The organism is Streptomyces jumonjinensis (assembly GCF_009600885.1).
In the GTDB taxonomy this organism is placed as follows: Bacteria; Actinomycetota; Actinomycetes; order Streptomycetales; family Streptomycetaceae; genus Streptomyces; species Streptomyces jumonjinensis.
In genome coordinates this window covers 89,331-106,014 of record NZ_VCLA01000140.1, presented here as the reverse complement: position 1 = coordinate 106,014, position 16,684 = coordinate 89,331, and the positions used below count along the sequence as shown (strand labels likewise).

The 16,684-nt window shown below is 71.3% G+C and carries 13 protein-coding genes; 4 read left to right on the top strand and 9 right to left on the bottom strand.

The window, feature by feature from the left end; genetic code table 11:
• Positions 1-16 precede the first annotated feature (16 nt).
• The 3 genes from FF041_RS17085 to FF041_RS17075 all read left to right on the top strand — a co-directional run bounded on the left by FF041_RS17085 (position 17) and on the right by FF041_RS17075 (position 2,915).
• The gene (locus FF041_RS17085; protein WP_153523594.1) at positions 17-328 is read left to right on the top strand and encodes a hypothetical protein; all 312 of its coding nucleotides are present in this window, start codon (positions 17-19) and stop codon (positions 326-328) included.
• A gap of 10 nt (positions 329-338) precedes the next feature.
• Entirely contained in the window at positions 339-2,552 is a 2,214-nt protein-coding gene (malQ, locus tag FF041_RS17080; protein ID WP_153523593.1) for a 4-alpha-glucanotransferase, read from the top strand.
• Between the two features lie 126 nt (positions 2,553-2,678).
• Entirely contained in the window at positions 2,679-2,915 is a 237-nt protein-coding gene (locus FF041_RS17075) for a hypothetical protein (RefSeq protein ID WP_323391968.1), read from the top strand.
• Between the two features lie 137 nt (positions 2,916-3,052).
• Here the strand turns inward: FF041_RS17075 and FF041_RS17070 are convergent, their stop codons facing one another.
• The gene (locus FF041_RS17070; protein ID WP_323391971.1) at positions 3,053-3,532 is read right to left on the bottom strand and encodes a MarR family winged helix-turn-helix transcriptional regulator; all 480 of its coding nucleotides are present in this window, start codon (positions 3,530-3,532) and stop codon (positions 3,053-3,055) included.
• Between the two features lie 214 nt (positions 3,533-3,746).
• On the opposite strand from FF041_RS17070, the gene FF041_RS17065 reads away from it, so the two are divergent.
• Positions 3,747-4,685 carry an EamA family transporter gene (locus FF041_RS17065; RefSeq protein ID WP_153523591.1) on the top strand — a complete coding sequence of 313 codons (939 nt, stop codon included), beginning with the start codon at positions 3,747-3,749 and terminating at the stop codon, positions 4,683-4,685.
• Between the two features lie 40 nt (positions 4,686-4,725).
• On the opposite strand, the gene FF041_RS17060 is transcribed toward FF041_RS17065, so the two are convergent.
• The 8 genes from FF041_RS17060 to FF041_RS17025 all read right to left on the bottom strand — a co-directional run bounded on the left by FF041_RS17060 (position 4,726) and on the right by FF041_RS17025 (position 16,572).
• On the bottom strand, positions 4,726-5,346 hold the full coding sequence (locus FF041_RS17060) for a GTP-binding protein (protein ID WP_153523590.1): 621 nt from the start codon (positions 5,344-5,346) through the stop codon (positions 4,726-4,728).
• Positions 5,327-5,683, bottom strand: a complete 357-nt coding sequence (locus tag FF041_RS17055; RefSeq protein ID WP_323391967.1) for a DUF742 domain-containing protein — start codon at positions 5,681-5,683, stop codon at positions 5,327-5,329. Before FF041_RS17055 ends, FF041_RS17060 begins: the two co-directional genes overlap by 20 nt.
• Positions 5,680-6,096, bottom strand: a complete 417-nt coding sequence (locus FF041_RS17050; RefSeq protein ID WP_153483279.1) for a roadblock/LC7 domain-containing protein — start codon at positions 6,094-6,096, stop codon at positions 5,680-5,682. Before FF041_RS17050 ends, FF041_RS17055 begins: the two co-directional genes overlap by 4 nt.
• The gene (locus FF041_RS17045; RefSeq protein WP_153523589.1) at positions 6,093-7,592 is read right to left on the bottom strand and encodes a sensor histidine kinase; all 1,500 of its coding nucleotides are present in this window, start codon (positions 7,590-7,592) and stop codon (positions 6,093-6,095) included. The genes FF041_RS17050 and FF041_RS17045 overlap by 4 nt, the downstream gene beginning before the upstream one ends.
• Before the next feature lie 323 nt (positions 7,593-7,915).
• Positions 7,916-10,501: an aminopeptidase N gene (gene pepN, locus FF041_RS17040; protein ID WP_323391966.1), complete on the bottom strand. Its 2,586-nt coding sequence runs from the start codon at positions 10,499-10,501 to the stop codon at positions 7,916-7,918.
• A 223-nt stretch (positions 10,502-10,724) separates the two neighbouring features.
• Positions 10,725-11,753 (bottom strand): aspartate-semialdehyde dehydrogenase, encoded by a 1,029-nt coding sequence (locus tag FF041_RS17035; protein ID WP_323391965.1) that lies wholly within the window; start codon positions 11,751-11,753, stop codon positions 10,725-10,727.
• Positions 11,754-12,036: 283 nt separating this feature from the next.
• Positions 12,037-15,366, bottom strand: coding sequence for a S8 family serine peptidase (locus tag FF041_RS17030; protein ID WP_153523588.1), 3,330 nt, complete (start codon positions 15,364-15,366; stop codon positions 12,037-12,039).
• A 192-nt stretch (positions 15,367-15,558) separates the two neighbouring features.
• Positions 15,559-16,572 carry a hypothetical protein gene (locus tag FF041_RS17025; protein WP_153523587.1) on the bottom strand — a complete coding sequence of 338 codons (1,014 nt, stop codon included), beginning with the start codon at positions 16,570-16,572 and terminating at the stop codon, positions 15,559-15,561.
• Positions 16,573-16,684 lie beyond the last annotated feature (112 nt).

Genomic DNA, 16,684 nt, shown 5'->3' with positions numbered 1-16,684 from the left:
CTTGGGAGTGCCCGTCATGACCGCATCCGCACAGCTGCCGCTGCCCGCTCCGACCGCTCCGACCGCTCTGTCCGCTGAGGCCCGTGACCGGGCCCTGGGGGACGAGCGGCTCCCCGGCCCCCGGTCGTGCTCCGCGGCGGCGGGCCCGGGGCCCGGGTGCCCGGCGGGGATAACCGGGCCCGCCGGACTCGCCCCGCTCATCAGCGAGCCCCCGCTGCCTGATGCCGCCCCGCTGACCAGCGAGCCCCCGCTCGCCGGAACCACCCCGCTCACCAGCGAGCCGAGCGCCGCCGGGCTCGTGGGCGGCGCCCGGTCCCCAGGAGTCTGAAGGAGTCCGTATGAGCCTCGCGAGGCTCGCCGCGCTGCACGGAGTCGCCGTCTCCCACACGCCCCCCGGCGGGGTGACCGTCCCCGCCCCCGAGACCACCGTCGTCGCGATCCTCGCCGCGCTCGGAGTGGACGCGACGAGTCCGGGCGCAGTCCAGGACGCCCTCGACCGCGCCGAGTCGGCCGCCGCCCGCCGGCTGCTCCCCGCGACCGTGGTCCGCTGGCACGGGGAGAGCGCGCCCCGCGCCCTGGCCGAGCTGCCCGACGGCACCGAGCTGACCATCGCCCTGGAGGACGGCGGCGACCACGCAGACTGGCGCGAGGCCCCCTGCGGAGTGCACCGGCTCACGGCCCGCTCCCCCGACGGGCGCACCGGCGGGTGCGTGCTCATCGTCGCGCCCGAGCGGGCCCCGCACCCGCCCCGCCGCTCCCATGGCTTTCTGCTCCAGCTCTACTCCCTGCTCTCCGCCCGCTCCTGGGGCATGGGCGACCTCGGCGATCTGGCCGAGTTCGCGGCTTGGTCCGGCCGCTCGCTCGGCACCGAATTCCTCCAGGTCAACCCCTTGCACGCGGCCGTGCCCGCAGGACCCGGCGGGATCACCGACCCCTCCCCCTACCGCCCCTCGTCCCGCCGCTTCCCCGACCCGGTCCATCTGCGGATCGCGGACATCCCCGAGTACGCCGAGGTGAGCGGCCCGGACCGGGAGCGGCTCGATCTGCTGCGGGAGCAGGCCGCCGGGCTGCGTACCGCGGTCCTGGAGAAGGGCGCGCTGATCGACCGGGACGCCGTGTGGGAGCTGAAGCGCGCGGCGCTGGAGCTGGTGCGCCGGGTGCCCCAGGGACCCGGACGCCGCGCCGCCTACTGCGACTTCGTCGCCGCCCGGGGCCGCCCCCTGGACGACCACGCCACCTGGTGCGCCCTCGCCGAGCGGCACGGCCCGCACTGGCGCTCCTGGTCCGAGGAGCTCCGCGACCCGCGCTCGCCCGGGACCGCGCGGGCCCGGCGCGAGCTGATGGACCGGGTCGACTTCCACTCCTGGGCGCTCTGGCTCACCGACCGCCAGCTCGCCGAGGCCGCCCGCGCGGCGAGCGAGGCGGGCATGGGGATCGGCATCGTGCACGACCTCGCGGTGGGGGTGCACCCGGACGGCGCGGACGCCTGGGCGCAGGGCGAGGTGTTCGCCTCCGGAATGTCGGTCGGTGCGCCCCCGGACGCCTTCAACGGGCGGGGGCAGGACTGGGGGCTGCCGCCCTGGCGGCCCGATGTGCTCGCGTCCCTCGGCTACGAACCCTTCCGCGAACTGCTGCGCGGCCTCTTCGCCCATGCGGGGGCGGTCCGGATCGACCATGTCATGGGCCTCTTCCGCCTCTGGTGGGTCCCCGCGGGCTGCTCGCCCACCGAGGGCGCCTATGTCGGCTACGACGCGGAGGCGATGCTCGCCGTTCTGGTCCTGGAGGCCCACCGGGCGGGCGCCGTCGTCGTCGGGGAGGACCTGGGCACGGTCGAGCCGGGGGTACGGGAGACGCTGGCCCGGCGCGGAGTGCTGGGCGCCTCCGTCCTCTGGTTCGAGCGCGACTGGGGCGGCACGGACGGCCCGCTGCCGCCCGGGGAGTGGCGCGAGGAGTGCGTGGCGACCGCGACCACCCACGATCTGCCCCCGACCGCCGCCCGGCTGAACGGGGAGCATACGGAGCTGCGCGACCGGCTCGGGCTGCTGACACGGCCGCTGCGGGAGGAGCGGCTGCGGGAGCGGGCCGATGTCCGGGAGTGGCTGCGGCTGTTCCAGGAGCTCGGCCTGCTGCCGGAGGTCACGGCCCATGAGGAGAGCCTCGCCCAGAGCACCCAGAGCACCCAGAGCACCCAGAGCGCCCATGGCGCGGCCCGCGTGGGAGGAGCCCAGGGGCTGGGCCGGGCCGGAGGGGTCCATGAGGAGGGGCCGTTGGGCGCGGCCCATGAGGAGGCCCTGGTCAGAGCGGTCCACCGGTTTCTGCTCGCCACCCCCGCCCGGATGGTGGGCGTCTGGCTCCCGGACGCGGTCGGGGACCGCCGCCCGCAGAACGTGCCCGGCACCTGGGACCAGTATCCGAACTGGCGGCTGCCGATGGCCGACGCCGAGGCCCGCCCGCTGGCGCTGGAACAGCTGGCGCGCTCACCCCGGCTCCACGCGCTGATGGAACTCTTCCCCGGCGGCCCGCGCCGTGACGACGGTGAGCCCGCGCCGTGACGACGCGTACCCCGCCTCCGCACGACGCGTACCCCACCCCTGGACGGACAGAGCGGAGACTGGGCCCGGTGCTCGTACGGCACCCCCGGGCGCGCGGCCCGATCAGGCGTTCGCTACGTTGGCACCGTGGACAAGAAGAACGTTTTGCGCGCCGGCACCGTCGCGGCCGGTACGACGCTGATGATGCTGCTCCTGTCGTCGCCCGCGCTCGCTCTGACGCGTGACGACGGCGACGACCCGGGCCAGGGCCTGAGTGTGGCCGAGACTCTCGGCCTCTTCGTCGCCACGCCACTGGTGATCTTCCTGGTGATCGCGGGCCTGGTGATGGTCCTCGACAAGTCCAGGGAACAGCAGCAGGGCTGACCCGACGACCGGACCGCTCCGCCCCCCCGGCCCTGGCCGGGACCGGGCGGCGCGGCCCTGTCCGATGTTCTCCGGGCGCTCCGGGGTGTTACGCACACCCCGGAGCGCCTTGGCATGCCCTGCCGGGCAAGAGAGACCTAGGCCCGATGGGCGGTCATCAGCAGCCGGAGGAGATCCCCGAGCTGCTCGCCCTGCCGTTCGTCGAGCACCGAGCCGAACACCTGCCGCTGCACGGCGAGTCCGGCCGCCACCGCCTGGTCGGCCAGCTCCAGCCCCTGGCCGGTGAGCGTGACCCGCAGCCCCCGGCGGTCGTCCGGGTCGGGGCTGCGGACGAGCAGCCCCGCCTTCTCCAGCTTGTCCAGCCGCCCCGTCATCCCCCCGGTGGTGAGCATCAGCGTCGCCGACAGCTCCCGGGGCGAGAGGGTGTACGGCTCCCCCGAGCGCCGTAGCGTCGCGACCACGTCGAACTCCCCGCGGGTGAGCCCGAAGCGCCGGTACTCCTTCTCCATCAGATCGCCCATGACCCGGGCGATCCGGTAGATCCGTCCGTAGACCGCCATCGGAGCGGTGTCGAGATCGGGCCGTACCGCCGTCCACTGGTCGACGATCGCGTCCACCGCGTCACGGGCGGCGCCGGGCCCGGGATTCGGCGACCCCTGAGGGTCCGTGGCGGCTGGGGAGGCGGGGGGAGTCGAGTCATGCGAAGGAGTCACCGCACCAGTATCCGTCCGCCATGGGTTGTCTGCAAGTAAGCAGCTTTCAAGTAAGCGGCTTGCAACTAAGTAGCTTATGAGTAAGCTACTTCTCATTCGCATCCCTCCGGAGGACTCCATGAACCGTGCGGCCGTCATCGCCCTCACCGCGCTCGCCCCGATCTCCTGGGGCTCCACCTACGCGGTCACCACGGAGTTCCTGCCGCCCGACAGACCCCTGTTCACCGGTCTGATGCGGGCCCTGCCCGCCGGGCTGCTGATCCTCGCCGTCACCCGGGTGCTGCCGCGCGGGGCCTGGTGGGGGAAGGCGGCAGTGCTCGGCGCGCTCAATATCGGGGCGTTCTTCCCGCTGCTCTTTCTCGCCGCCTACCGGCTGCCCGGCGGGGTCGCCGCCGTCGTCGGCTCGGTCGGCCCGCTCTTCGTCGCCGGTCTGGCCGCGCTGCTGCTGAGCGAACGGCCGACCGCCCGCACCCTGCTCGCCGCCATAGCCGCGGCCTTCGGCGTGAGCCTGGTGGTGCTGCGGGCCGGGGCCGGACTGGATCTCGTCGGGGTGCTGGCGGGTCTGGCCTCGTCCGCCTCGATGTCCGCGGGGGTGGTGCTCACCAAGCGCTGGGGCCGGCCCGAGGGCGTGGGCCCGCTGGTGATGACGGGCTGGCAGCTGACCGCGGGCGGGCTGCTGATCGCCCCGGTCGCCCTCCTCGCCGAGGGCGCTCCGCCCGCGCTGAGCGGTACCAACATCGCCGGGTATCTCTATCTCGCGCTCGCCAACACCGCCGTCGCCTACTGGCTCTGGTTCCGTGGCATCGAGCGGCTGACCGCCACCTCGGCGACCCTGCTCGGCCCGCTGTCACCGATCACCGCGGCCGTCATCGGCTGGGCGGCGCTCGGCGAGGCGCTCACTCCCGTACAGCTCGCGGGTATGACGCTGGCGTTCGGCGCGACCCTGGTGGGACAGCTTCAGCCCCGCCGCCCGGCTCCGGCCGGCGGTCCACTGCCCGCGCCCGAGGCCGCGCCCGATGCCGAGCCCGATGCCGAGCCCGTAGCCACCCGGCGGTAGGCGACGCTTCCCAAGGGGCCCCAGAGCCCCAGGCACAGACCTACGAAGCGCCCGCCGGCACCGCCAGGGACTGGAGATAGCGCATGAGCGTCATCAGCACATCCCGGCTGGAGTCCCGCAGCCGGGCGTCGCACTCCACGATCGGCACCGACTCCGGAAGGTCGAGCGCTCCCCGGATCTCCTCGACGGGGTACACCGGAGCGTCCGGGAAGGTGTTGACGGCCACGATGAACGGCACCCCCCGCTCCTCCAGCCGCCCGATGACGTCGAAGCTGACCTCCAGCCGCCGGGTGTCCACCAGGACCACCGCGCCGAGCGCGCCCTCGAACAGCCCGCGCCACAGAAACCAGAAGCGCTGCTGTCCGGGGGTGCCGAACAGATACAGCACCAGCTCGTCGTTGACGCTGATCCGGCCGAAGTCCATGGCGACGGTCGTGGTGGCCTTGCGCTCGACGCCCAGGGTGTCGTCCACGCCGATCCCGGCCTGGGTCATCGTCTCCTCGGTGGTCAGCGGTCTGATCTCGCTCACCGAGCCGACCAGGGTCGTCTTGCCCACCCCGAAGCCGCCCACGATGACCACCTTGACGGCGGCGGTGGCCGTCGCGGGCAGCGCGTCCTCGCTGCGCGGGCCGAGGGCCTGCTCAGAGCTTCTGAAGTCCATCGATCACTGCCTCAATCAAAGCGCGGTCGGGGAGTCGGGCGGCCTGGACCGGTGCGCGGGCCATCACCTTTTCGTCCCGCAGCAGATCGCTCAGCAGGACGGTGACGACGCTCACCGGAAGACCGGTGTACGCGGAGATCTCGGCCACCGAGAGCGGGGACTGGCAGAGGCGGATGATCGCGGCGTGCTCCGGCTGCATACCGTGCCGGGGGCCGGACTTCGCCACGATCAGGGTGACCAGGTCGAGGGTCGCGGGCACGGAGGAACCGCTGCGACCGCCCGTGATGACGTACAGCCGCTCGGGACTGTTCGCCTCCCAGTCCCGCGCGCCGCTCACCTCGTCTGCCTGTCCTGCCGGGGCGGGCTCGACAGGTGCTCTCCGATCCGCAGCACGAGGTCCCTCATCCGCTGCCCCATCAGTCCGGCGTCCACGCCTTCGTCCGCCAGCACGGCCAGGAACGCGCCCGCGCCCGCGGCCATCAGATAGAAGAAGCCGCCGCTCATCTCGATGACCACCAGACGCATCCGGCCGTCGCTGCCCGGCAGTTCGGAGGCCACGGCGCCCGCCAGCGACTGGAGTCCGGCGCAGGCCGCCGCCAGCCGGTCGGCGGTGTCGGTGTCCCCGCCGTACTGGGCGATCCGCAGTCCGTCCGCCGACAGCACGATGACGTGTCTGGTCTGCGGTACGCCCTCGGCCAGGTCCTTGAGCATCCAGTCCATGTTCGTCTGGTCGGACCGCTGCTGAATCATGGCTGCGTACTCCCCTTGTTCGTCTGGGTTGCCTCACCGGCCAGGCCGTTCTGGAACGCCGCGAGCCACATGCCGGGCTGGACCGCGGGGGCGGCCTCCGGCTGGGTCGCGGCGGCAGCGGGCGCTGCGGTGACGGGGGTTCTACGGCGGCGCTGCGGCAGTCCGGTCGCCGTCCGTTCGGTGACGACGGGGAGCTCGTCGCCCGTCGTGTGGTCTGTTGTGTCGACGCCGGGCGAGCCGCCGGTACCTGCCGCGCCGACATCCGCCGCGCCGGCATCCGCGGTGATGAAGTCCGCCGTCGTAGGTCCGGTGAGCTGCCCGGAGAGCGCCGCACCGCCGGCCCGGGGGCCGGAGGCCGCGCCGATGCCGTGCGCGAGACCGGTCGCCGACGCGACGGTGGTGATCAGTTCCTTCGGCACGACCAGGACGGCGCGCACCCCGCCGTACGCCGATGAGCGCAGCGAGACCGTGAAGCCGTACGCCTGGGCGAGCCGGCCGACCACCGCGAGGCCGAGCCGGGGCGTTTCGCCCAGATCGTTGACGTCGATGCCCTGCCGGGCCTGGCGGAGCATGCGCTCGGCCCGGAGCCGGGCCTCCTCGCTCATGCTCACCCCGCCGTCCTCGACCTCCACGGCGATGCCCGAGTTCACCTCGACGGCCGTGATGTGGACCTTGGTCTGGGGCGGCGAGTAGCGGGTGGCGTTGTCGAGCAGTTCGGCGAGCGCGTGGATCAGGGGTTCGACGGCGGGGCCGACGACGGCGACCTCGGAGGCCGAGTGCAGCTCCACCCGCTGGTAGTCGATGATCCGCGACATCGCGCCGCGCATCACGCTGTAGAGGGGTACGGCCCTGCTCCACTGGCGGCCGGGCCGCGCGCCGCCGAGTACGGCGATGGAGTCCGCGAGCCTGCCGATCAGTGCGGTGCCGTGGTCGATGCGGAGCAGATCGCCGAAGACCTCGGGGTTCTTGCCGTGCCGGTCCTCCATCTCCCGCAGCTGCTGGGCCTGCTGGTGCACGATGGCCTGGACCCGGCGGGCGATGTTGACGAAGGCGCGCTGCGCGGACTCGCGGAGGTCCTCCTCCCTGGCGACCGCGTCGAGCACGGAGCTGAGAACGGCCTTGTGCTCGGCGGAGGTGTGCAGGGATTCGAGGATGTCCTCGGGCTCCTCGCCCTGCCGCAGCCGCCGCACCACCTGGGGGAGCAGCTCGCGGACGAGCCGGGTGGTCTCGGCCTGTTCGCGGGCGAGGGTGGCTTCCCGTTCGGCGAGCCGGGCGCTCAGCAGGGTGGCGCGGCGGCCACGGCGCACGGTCTCGGCGCAGGAGACGGCGATGGCGGTGACGGCGATGACATCGACCCAGATCACGGCGGTGCGTGCGGATCCGGACACGACGGCGGCGGCGAAGGCCGCGGCGGCGGCGGTGACGACGACAGGCGCCAGCCATACAAGGGAAGCCGCGGGCCGCGGAGTCTCGGTCGACGTTTCCTGTCGGACCATCAGCACCCTCAAACCATCGGAACGGGAATGATCATATGACGACAGTCGGGGAGCATATCCATCTCCTCCGGCTGAAAATGATGCCCGATGAAAGATTTGGCCTGATGTTGACGCTTCAAGCGAGGGAAGATGTGCTGGTCCCGGACTTCGGTAAGGGAGAAAGGGTCGATTTTCAGCCAAGTGAGTAGCTAAGTCGGCACTTACGGCGGCTGGATGGAGCCCGAGACCGCCGGGTACGGAGAAGGGGCGGAACCCGGTCACCCGGGCCCGCCCCCGACGGGCGGAACCCGGTCACCCGGGCCCCGCCCCGACGCCCCCTCGAATCAGGAAGCCGCAGCCGCACCCGCAGCCGCGTCCGCCGCCCGCGCCTTCAGCGCACGCTCGACGCCCGACCGCGACTCCGAGACCAGCCGCCGCAGAGCCGCCGTCGGCTCAGCCGACTCCAGCCAGGCGTCCGTCACCTCCAGCGTCTCCCGCGAGACCTGCAACGACGGATACAGACCGACCACGATCTGCTGCGCCATCTCCGGGCTGCGGGACTCCCACACACCCTTCACCGCCGCGAAGTACTTCTCCGTGAACGGCGCCAGCAGCTCACGCTGATCGCTCTGCACGAAGCCCGAGATCACCGCCTCCTGCTTCGCGTTCGGCAGGCTGTCGCCCTCCACGACCGCCGCCCATGCCTCCGCCTTGGCCTCCGCGCTCGGCCGGGCCGCCCGCGCGGTGGCCGCGTGCTGCTCGCCCGCCGCCGTACGGTCGCGCTCGTACTCCGCCGCGATTCCGTCCTCGTCCAGCACCCCGGTCGCCGCCAGCCGCTCCACGAAGGCCCAGCGCAGCTCGGTGTCGACGGCCAGCCCCTCGATCGACTCGCCGCCGTCCAGCAGCGCCTGGAGCAGATCCAGCTGCTGCGGGGTGCGCGCGGTCGCCGCGAAGGCCCGCGCCCAGGCGAGCTGGTGGTCGCTGCCCGGCTCGGCGCTCCGCAGATGCGCGAGCGTCGCGTCGGTCCAGCGGGTCAGCGCCGCCTCGCGCCACTCCGGCGCCGCGTACAGATCGATCGCCGTCTTCACCTGCCGGTGCAGCGACTGCACCACGCCGATGTCCGACTCCTTGCCGATGCCCGACAGCACCAGCGCGAGATAGTCGCGCGTCGCCAGCTCGCCGTCGCGGGTCATGTCCCAGGCCGAGGCCCAGCACAGCGCGCGCGGCAGCGACTCGGCGAAATCGCCCAGATGTTCGGTGACGAACGCCAGCGACTGCTCGTCCAGCCTGACCTTGGCGTACGACAGATCGTCGTCGTTGAGCAGGATCACGGCCGGCCGGGGGGTGTTCGCCGGGAACGGCACCTCGGTCAGCTCGCCGTCCACATCCAGCTCGATCCGGTCCGTACGGACCAGCTTGCCGTTCGCGTCCAGGTTGTAGCAGCCGATCGCGATCCGGTGCGGACGGAGCGTCGAGACGCCCTTCGCGCCCGCGGGCAGCGCCGGGGCCTCCTGCCGTACGGCGAAGGAGGTCACGAAGCCCTCCGCCGACACCGTGATCTCCGGGCGCAGCACATTGATGCCGGCCGTCTGGAGCCACTTCTGCGACCAGGTCGTCAGATCGCGCCCCGAGGTCTTCTCCAGCGCGCTCAGCAGATCGGTCAGCACCGTGTTGCCGAAGGCGTGCGCCTTGAAATAACTCTGCACGCCCCGGAAGAACTCGTCCTCGCCGACATACGCCACCAGCTGCTTGAGCACGGACGCGCCCTTGGCGTAGGTGATGCCGTCGAAGTTCACCAGGACATCGTCGATGTCCCGGATCTCGGCCATGATCGGGTGGGTGGACGGCAGCTGGTCCTGCCGGTACGCCCAGGTCTTCATGGAGTTCGCGAACGTGGTCCACGAGTGGGGCCAGCGCGAGCCCGGCGCGGCGGCCTGGCAGGCGATCGAGGTGTAGGTGGCGAACGACTCGTTCAGCCAGAGGTCGTTCCACCACTCCATGGTGACCAGATCGCCGAACCACATATGGGCCAGCTCGTGCAGGATGGTCTCCGCCCGCACCTCGTACGCCGCGTCCGTCACCTTCGACCGGAAGACATACTGGTCACGGATGGTCACCGCGCCCGCGTTCTCCATCGCGCCCGCGTTGAACTCCGGCACGAAGAGCTGGTCGTACTTGGCGAACGGGTAGTCGTAGTCGAACTTCTCCTGGAACCAGTCGAAGCCCTGCCGGGTGACCTCGAAGATCGCGTCCGCGTCGAGATACTCGGCCAGCGAGGGACGGCAGTAGATCCCGAGCGGGACGGACTGCCCGTCCCTCTCGTACGAGCTGTGCACCGAGTGGTACGGACCCGCGATCAGCGCCGTGATGTACGTGGAGATCCGGGGCGTCGGCTCGAAGCGCCAGACGTTGTCCTGGGGCTCGGGGGTGGGCGAGTTGGAGATCACGCTCCAGCCCTCGGGGGCCTTCACGGTGAACTGGAACGTCGCCTTCAGGTCCGGCTGCTCGAAGTTCGCGAACACCCTGCGCGCGTCCGGCACCTCGAACTGCGTATAGAGATACGCCTGCTCGTCCACCGGGTCGACGAAGCGGTGCAGACCCTCGCCCGTGTTGGTGTACGCGCAGTCCGCGACGACCGTCAGCTCGTTCGGCCCCTCGTGCAGATGCGGCAGCGCGATCCGGGAGTCCCGGAAGACGGCGGCCACGTCGAGCGACTTGCCGTTCAGCACCACCTCGTGCACGGCCGGGGCGACCAGATCGATGAAGGTCTCCGCCTGCGCCTCGGCGGAGTCGAAGCGCACGGTGGTCACCGAACGGTAGATCCCCCCCTCCTGCGCCCCGCTCAGATCGAGGTCGACCTCGTACGAGTGGGTGGTCAGCAGGCGCGCCCGGAGCTGCGCCTCTTCGCGGGTCAGATTCGTGCCAGGCACGCGGTCATCTCCTCGTTCACATGACGTTTTTCGTGTTGTTTGCCGTCATCCTTCCATGGGGGAGCGGCGAGCGGCCCCCGAGTAATGCCTGGCAGCGGCCGTGCAGGTAAGGGCGGGACCCCGCCGGACGAGGGGACGCCCGGCGAGGCGGTCCGACCGTATGACCAGCGGGGCCCGGCGGGACCCGGCGGGACCCGGCGGACTCCTTCAGCCCTTCAGCCCGTCAGTCCTTCAGCTCCCGCGCCACCAGCTCCGCGATCTGCACCGCGTTCAGCGCCGCGCCCTTGCGGAGGTTGTCGTTCGACACGAAGAGCGCGAGCCCGTGCTCCACCGTCTCGTCCGCCCGGATGCGCCCCACGTACGAGGCGTCCTTCCCGGCCGCCTGGAGCGGGGTCGGGATCTCCGAGAGCTCCACGCCCGGCGCCCCGTCCAGCAGCTCATAGGCGCGCGCCACGCTCAGCGGGCGCTCGAAGCGGGCGTTCACCTGGAGGGAGTGGCCCGTGAACACCGGCACCCGCACACAGGTCCCGGACACCTTCAGCTCCGGGAGCTCCAGGATCTTGCGGGACTCGTTGCGGAGCTTCTGCTCCTCGTCGGTCTCGAAGGAGCCGTCGTCCATCAGGTTCCCGGCCAGGGGCAGCACATTGAAGGCGATGGGACGCTTGTACACGTCCGGCTCGGGGAACTCCACGGCCGTCCCGTCGTGGGTCAGCTCCGCCGCGTGCTCCACGGTCTTCTTCACCTGGCCGTCCAGCTCGGCCACGCCGGCGAGCCCGGAGCCGGAGACCGCCTGGTAGGTGGTGGCGACCAGGGAGGCGAGCCCCGCCTCCAGCGCCAGCGGCTTCAGCACCGGCATCGCGGCCATCGTGGTGCAGTTCGGGTTGGCGATGATCCCCTTGGGCCGGTTCCGGACCGCGTGCGGGTTGACCTCGGAGACGACCAGCGGCACCTCGGGGTCCATCCGCCAGGCCGAGGAGTTGTCGATGACGACCGCGCCCTGTCCGGCGACCTTCTCCGCCAGCGCCCGCGAGGTCGCGCCGCCCGCCGAGAAGAGCGCGATGTCCAGCCCGGAGAAGTCGGCCGTGGACGCGTCCTCGACGGTGATCTGCCGGCCCTCCCACTCGATGACCGTGCCGGCCGAACGGGCCGAGGCGAACAGACGCAGCTCTTCGACGGGGAATTTCCGCTCGGCGAGGATGCTGCGCATGACTGTGCCGACCTGACCGGTCGCTCCGACGATTCCGACCCTCACCGATGTCTCCTTTGTGCCTTTTAAAGCCTATTTTACTGGGCTGGGTGCCGCTCCATCATGCGTATGTCCCCGGCCGACTTGTCCAGTCCATTGTCCGCAGGGCGGACGCTGTGATCCATGGCATCCGGATGGCATCCGGGGTGACACGGAAAAATCCGGGGTGACACGGAGAAAACGGGAAAGAAAGGGGGGCGTCCGAACCCGGACGCCCCCCTTCTTTTACCGCGTCATCGCGTCACCGTGTTACGGCGTGACCTTCCCGACCACGGTGCGACCATCCCGACTACGGCGTGACCTTCTCGATCACCGCGTTGCCCGCGCCCGCGCTGGTGCCGCGCGCGTTCACCAGCCGCGCCTCGCCGAAGAACTTGCGCCCCTCGGGAGCCGGACCGGCCACCACGACATCCGCGCTGAACCGCGCGGACTCGCCGGTGCCCAGCTTGACCGACTGGTTCGCGGGGACCTTGATCTCACCGAGCGACGGCGCGAAGAACGCGTCGCGGTAGGTGAACTCCGTCGTGCCGCTCGGGATGGAGTAGCCCTCGACGACGACCGTGTAGACGCCGGCCGCCGGCTTGGCCAGGCTGACGGACTCCTCGGAGTCGGCGTCGGCGGAGTTGGCCACCCGCACGCTGCCGCGGTAGACCGCGAGGTCCAGGTCCGCGTTGCGGTCGGAGGGGTTCCCGACGGAGACGTCGAGCCGCTCCACGCCCTCACCGACGGTGATCTCCGTCTCGTAGTCCCGGATCTCTCCCTGCGCGGGGTCGGGGTCGGCCTTGAGCGTCGGCCGCACGACCTTCTCCGAGCCCAGCGCGCCGCCCGCGAGCTTTCCGTCGATCGGGGCGAGCTGGTTGACGACGTTCCACTCGACGGCGGCCGGGACGCCGACCTCCGCCTCGGGGATCGTCTGGACGGCCGGGTCGAACTCGGCGCCCAGCAGCGTCACATCGAGCTTGTACGGGTTGTCGAGCAGCGGAGAGGTACGCCGCGACTCGACCTCGATCTCCCAGACGCCCGGCGTCGGGTTGTCATACGAACGCACATCCGGACGGCAGTTGTTCGCCGGGTTGGTGTAGTTCGGGTAGCAGAAGATCGTGGCGCTGTCCTCCATCTGCACCCCGTACGGGTGGAGGGAGATGAAGCGCGTCTGGCTCTTCTTCGCCAGCCCGCCGAGCGCGACCTCCAGGGTCTTCACGCCCTCCGGCACCGTCACGAAGTACGAGGTGTGGCTGTTGCGCTGCACCGAGCCGGAGGCCGAGAAGCCGTAGCCGGGCTGCGCCAGCGGAGCGGAGACCACCACGGTCGACAGGATCTGCTTGTCCACGCCCACGGTGGTGGGGTCGTCCGCCTCCAGGATGGCGCTGTGCACCCCGGCGGTCGCCGCCTTGGCCCGCACCTGGACGGTGACCGGCTCGTTCAGCGGCAGCTTGACCCGGTCGTCGCTGAGCAGCCGGAAGGTGCCGTCGTTGTTCTTCCACTTCAGGTCGTGCGAGAGCGCGCCCTTGGGACCGGAGGTCCGGGTGATGGTGAGGTCGTACTTCTTCGACTTGCCGGTCTTCAGACCGCCCTCGCGGTCGTAGAGGCCGGTGCCGTAGCCGGGGGTCTTCAGCGCGAAGTCGATCGCGGTGTCGACCGGGGCCTTGACCTGGTACTCGTGCGCCTTGACGCCCTTGCGGACGGAGTCCCAGGCGTCCACGACGTCGATCATTCCGGCGCCCTGCTCATGGGCCTGGACACCGGGGATCTTCTTCGCGGTGCTGGTGACCGCCGTGCGGAGCTTCGCCGGGGTCAGCTTGATGTCGCGCTGCTCGGCCGCCGACAGCAGCAGTGCCGCAGCGCCCGCCACCTGCGGCGAGGACATCGAGGTGCCCTGCATCATCGTGTAGCCGGGCGGCAGCGCGTAGCCCGACTCGGCGACCGGACCGCCGGCCTGCCAGGTCTGGGTGGTGTTGATCGACGCGCCGGGGCCGGTGATGGTCGGCGTGAAGCCGCCGTCCTCACGCGGGCCGCGGGAGGAGAACGGCATCATGGCGTTCTTCTTGGTGACGCCGGAGCCGTAGTTGGACGCCCAGGTCTCTTTGGTGATCGACGCGCCGACGGAGATGGCCTTCTCGGCCACGCCCGGGTCGCCGATGGTGTTGACGCCCGGACCGTCGTTGCCGGCCGAGATCACCAGCTGGACGCCGTAGATGTCGATGAGCCGGTTGTACATCTCCGCACGGGTGTTGTTGCCGTCGTTCAGCGGGGGCAGACCGCCGATGGAGATGTTGACGATGTCCACACCGCGCTCGATGACCAGATCGGCCAGACCCTCGGTGAGGGCGATGTTGGTGCAGCCGCCGGTCCAGGTGCAGGCGCGCGAGGAGACCAGCTTCGCGCCGGGCGCGGCGCCGTTCATCTTGCCGCCGAACAGGCCGTTGGCGGCGGTGATGCCGGCCACGTGCGAGCCGTGCGAGCCCTCGATGACGCCGATGTTGACGTAGTCGGCGGTGTTGCCGGCCGCGTTGTAGACGACGTCCTCGCGGACCTCGATCACGAACGGGATCCGCTCGGCGATCGGGGTCTTCGGGTCGTCCTTGCCGAAGTAGCCGATCTGGTTGCCGTTGCGGTACGGCTTCATCACCTTGTCGTTGGTGAAGTCGGCGTCGTTGTTCAGGTCGACGCGGACGGTCCGGGTGCCCGCGTCGTACAGCAGCCCCCACTGGTCGGTGGTGTCGCCGTCGCGGTTGAGGTCTCCGGCCATGTCGCCGCCGAGGGTGGCGTTCTCGGAGAAGACGCTGAACCGGTGCTCGCCCGCCGGGGCCTTGTAGGCACGCCCCTCGCTGGAGAACGCCGGGCCGTTCACGACCGTGTTCATCCGGCGCCAGGTGTTGTCGCGGTCGGCGACCGGGTCGGTGGCGGTGACCCAGTCGACGATCTTCCGCTCACCGGTGGTGGTCTTCTGGAGCGCCGGGTGGCCGACGTCCACGCCGGAGTCCAGGATGCCGATGGTGATCCCGCGCCCGTCGGCCTTGGGGTTCTTCTTGACGAACTCCACCGCGCCGGTCTCGAAGGACGGGTTGTACGGGTTCTTCGCCGGGGTGGTCTTGTCGGGCGCCGGGTAGGACTTGGCCTGCTTGCCGGCCTTCCGCGACTGCTTGGCGGCGTCGCCGCCCGGCGTCGGGTCCTCGCGCTCGATCTCGTGCTTGAGGTCGATCCCCTGGACGCTGGAGAGCTTGGCGGCGGCCTTCAGCGCGGCCTCGGCCCGGACGGTGGGGAGGGTGACCCGCACATAGCCGAGCTTGTCGTACCGCTTGCCGACGATGGCGCCCTCGACGGCGTCCAGCTGTCCGGCCGCCTGCTCGGTGGCGCCGGGCGTGGTGGCGACCATGGCGGTGACGGTCTTGTCGCCCTTGGCCTCGGCCTCGGCGAGCAGCTCCTGGTCGGCCGCGCCGAGCTTGTCGGCGGCCTCGACCGCCTTGACCCCGGTGGTCGGGGCCGGGTCGCCGGCGGGACCGGCCGCGAACACCGGGACGGTTCCGGCGGTCACCAGCGCGGTGACCATGGACGCGGCGGCGGCTATGCGGGCCACTCGTCTGCGCCCGGATATGGAGCTCTGGGAATCGGGGTTCATCAGCTTCCCTGTGTACGAAGGAGACGTTTCCCTGTGGGGGAGGAGTCAGTCCGGATTTCGGTGCCGGATGACCGCTCAGCCTTACGTATACGGAGGGGTTTTGTGGAGAGCTGACGGAGAGGTGATGTGGTCATGGCAGAGATCCGCCAGCGCGGACGATCCGCCACGGCGGCCAGAAGGGGAGATACGGGTTCAGCGGGGGAGTACCACTACATAAGCGCCCGGATCATGCCCGGTCGCCGCCATCAGCGCGGTGCGCACCACGGTCGCCTGCTGGTACGGGGACTCCCGCAGCGCGCGGGGGGTGAGATGGACGACGGTGATGCCGAGCTCCTCCAGCCGCTCCCGCTTGCGGACCTGCTCCGCCCAGCCCGGCCCCTCGTCATGGCGCGGGGAGAGGGTGTTGAGCTCCACGGCCACCGCGTGGTCGGGCCAGTACGCGTCGACCACGCCCAGCGGAGAGCCGTCCGGAATCTGTAGGTCCACATTCCACACCGGGTCCGGCAGCCCGTGCTCGCGGACCATCTCGTAGAGCCGTTCCTCCGCCGCCGCGCGGCCTTCGGCGAGCAGCGCGTCCACGGCGCTCGCGACCGGGGGGCGGCCCAGCAGCCGGGCGCGGCTCAATTCGGCGACGACGGCGGCCGGTTCGCAGTGCCCGCCGTGCACGGCCTCCCTGAGCAGCCGCCGTACGGTGTCCCCGTCCGTGAGCCGTGCGACGGCGTCGGCGAGGGCGCGGGCGACGGGCGCGACGGGCAGTCCGGTGATCTCCAGCGGCCGGGGCGTCTCCCGTGTCCTGACGATCCGCGCGCACCCGGTGGACCGCAGCCGCCGGGCCGCCGGCACCAGTACGTCGATGTGCTCCAGCGCGGACAACGGCGGTACGGAGGCGAACCGGTGGAGGACGAGGGCGGCGAACCCGGTGACCATGGCCGCTCCGTACGGGGGTGCGCTTCCGCTCTGCGGCTCCGCTGCCGGGCGTCCCGCGTAGAGGAGCGCCCCGTGCAGCCGCTCCTCGCTGGTGGCCGCCGAGCGGTGCAGCAGATACACCCCCGGCAGCAGGGTCTGCCAGGTCCCCCCGGGGCGGGTGCGGGCCGCGGCCTGGGCCGGGGAGATGCCATGGGCGCGCAGCTGGGCGGCCGAGAGCACCCGGGGCCGGGCGGCGGCGAGATGAGCGAGGGGGAGGGGGGTGCGGGTGTCATGGTTCATGCACGGGGCATGCCCAACACCCGCCCCACCCCTAACCCCTGTTACAGATTCGTCGATATTTCAGGACATGCTCGTCCTCAAGCCCGGGGGCGTCCACGCCGGTTGACGGAAC

Coding starts and splice junctions, on each gene's coding strand:
- FF041_RS17085 (WP_153523594.1), top strand. CDS start 17: ATGACCGCATCCGCACAGCTGCCGCTGCCCGCTCCGACCGCTCCGACC.
- FF041_RS17045 (WP_153523589.1), bottom strand. CDS start 7,592: ATGGTCCGACAGGAAACGTCGACCGAGACTCCGCGGCCCGCGGCTTCC.
- FF041_RS17050 (WP_153483279.1), bottom strand. CDS start 6,096: ATGATTCAGCAGCGGTCCGACCAGACGAACATGGACTGGATGCTCAAG.
- malQ (WP_153523593.1), top strand. CDS start 339: ATGAGCCTCGCGAGGCTCGCCGCGCTGCACGGAGTCGCCGTCTCCCAC.
- FF041_RS17025 (WP_153523587.1), bottom strand. CDS start 16,572: ATGAACCATGACACCCGCACCCCCCTCCCCCTCGCTCATCTCGCCGCC.
- FF041_RS17030 (WP_153523588.1), bottom strand. CDS start 15,366: ATGAACCCCGATTCCCAGAGCTCCATATCCGGGCGCAGACGAGTGGCC.
- FF041_RS17060 (WP_153523590.1), bottom strand. CDS start 5,346: ATGGACTTCAGAAGCTCTGAGCAGGCCCTCGGCCCGCGCAGCGAGGAC.
- FF041_RS17065 (WP_153523591.1), top strand. CDS start 3,747: ATGAACCGTGCGGCCGTCATCGCCCTCACCGCGCTCGCCCCGATCTCC.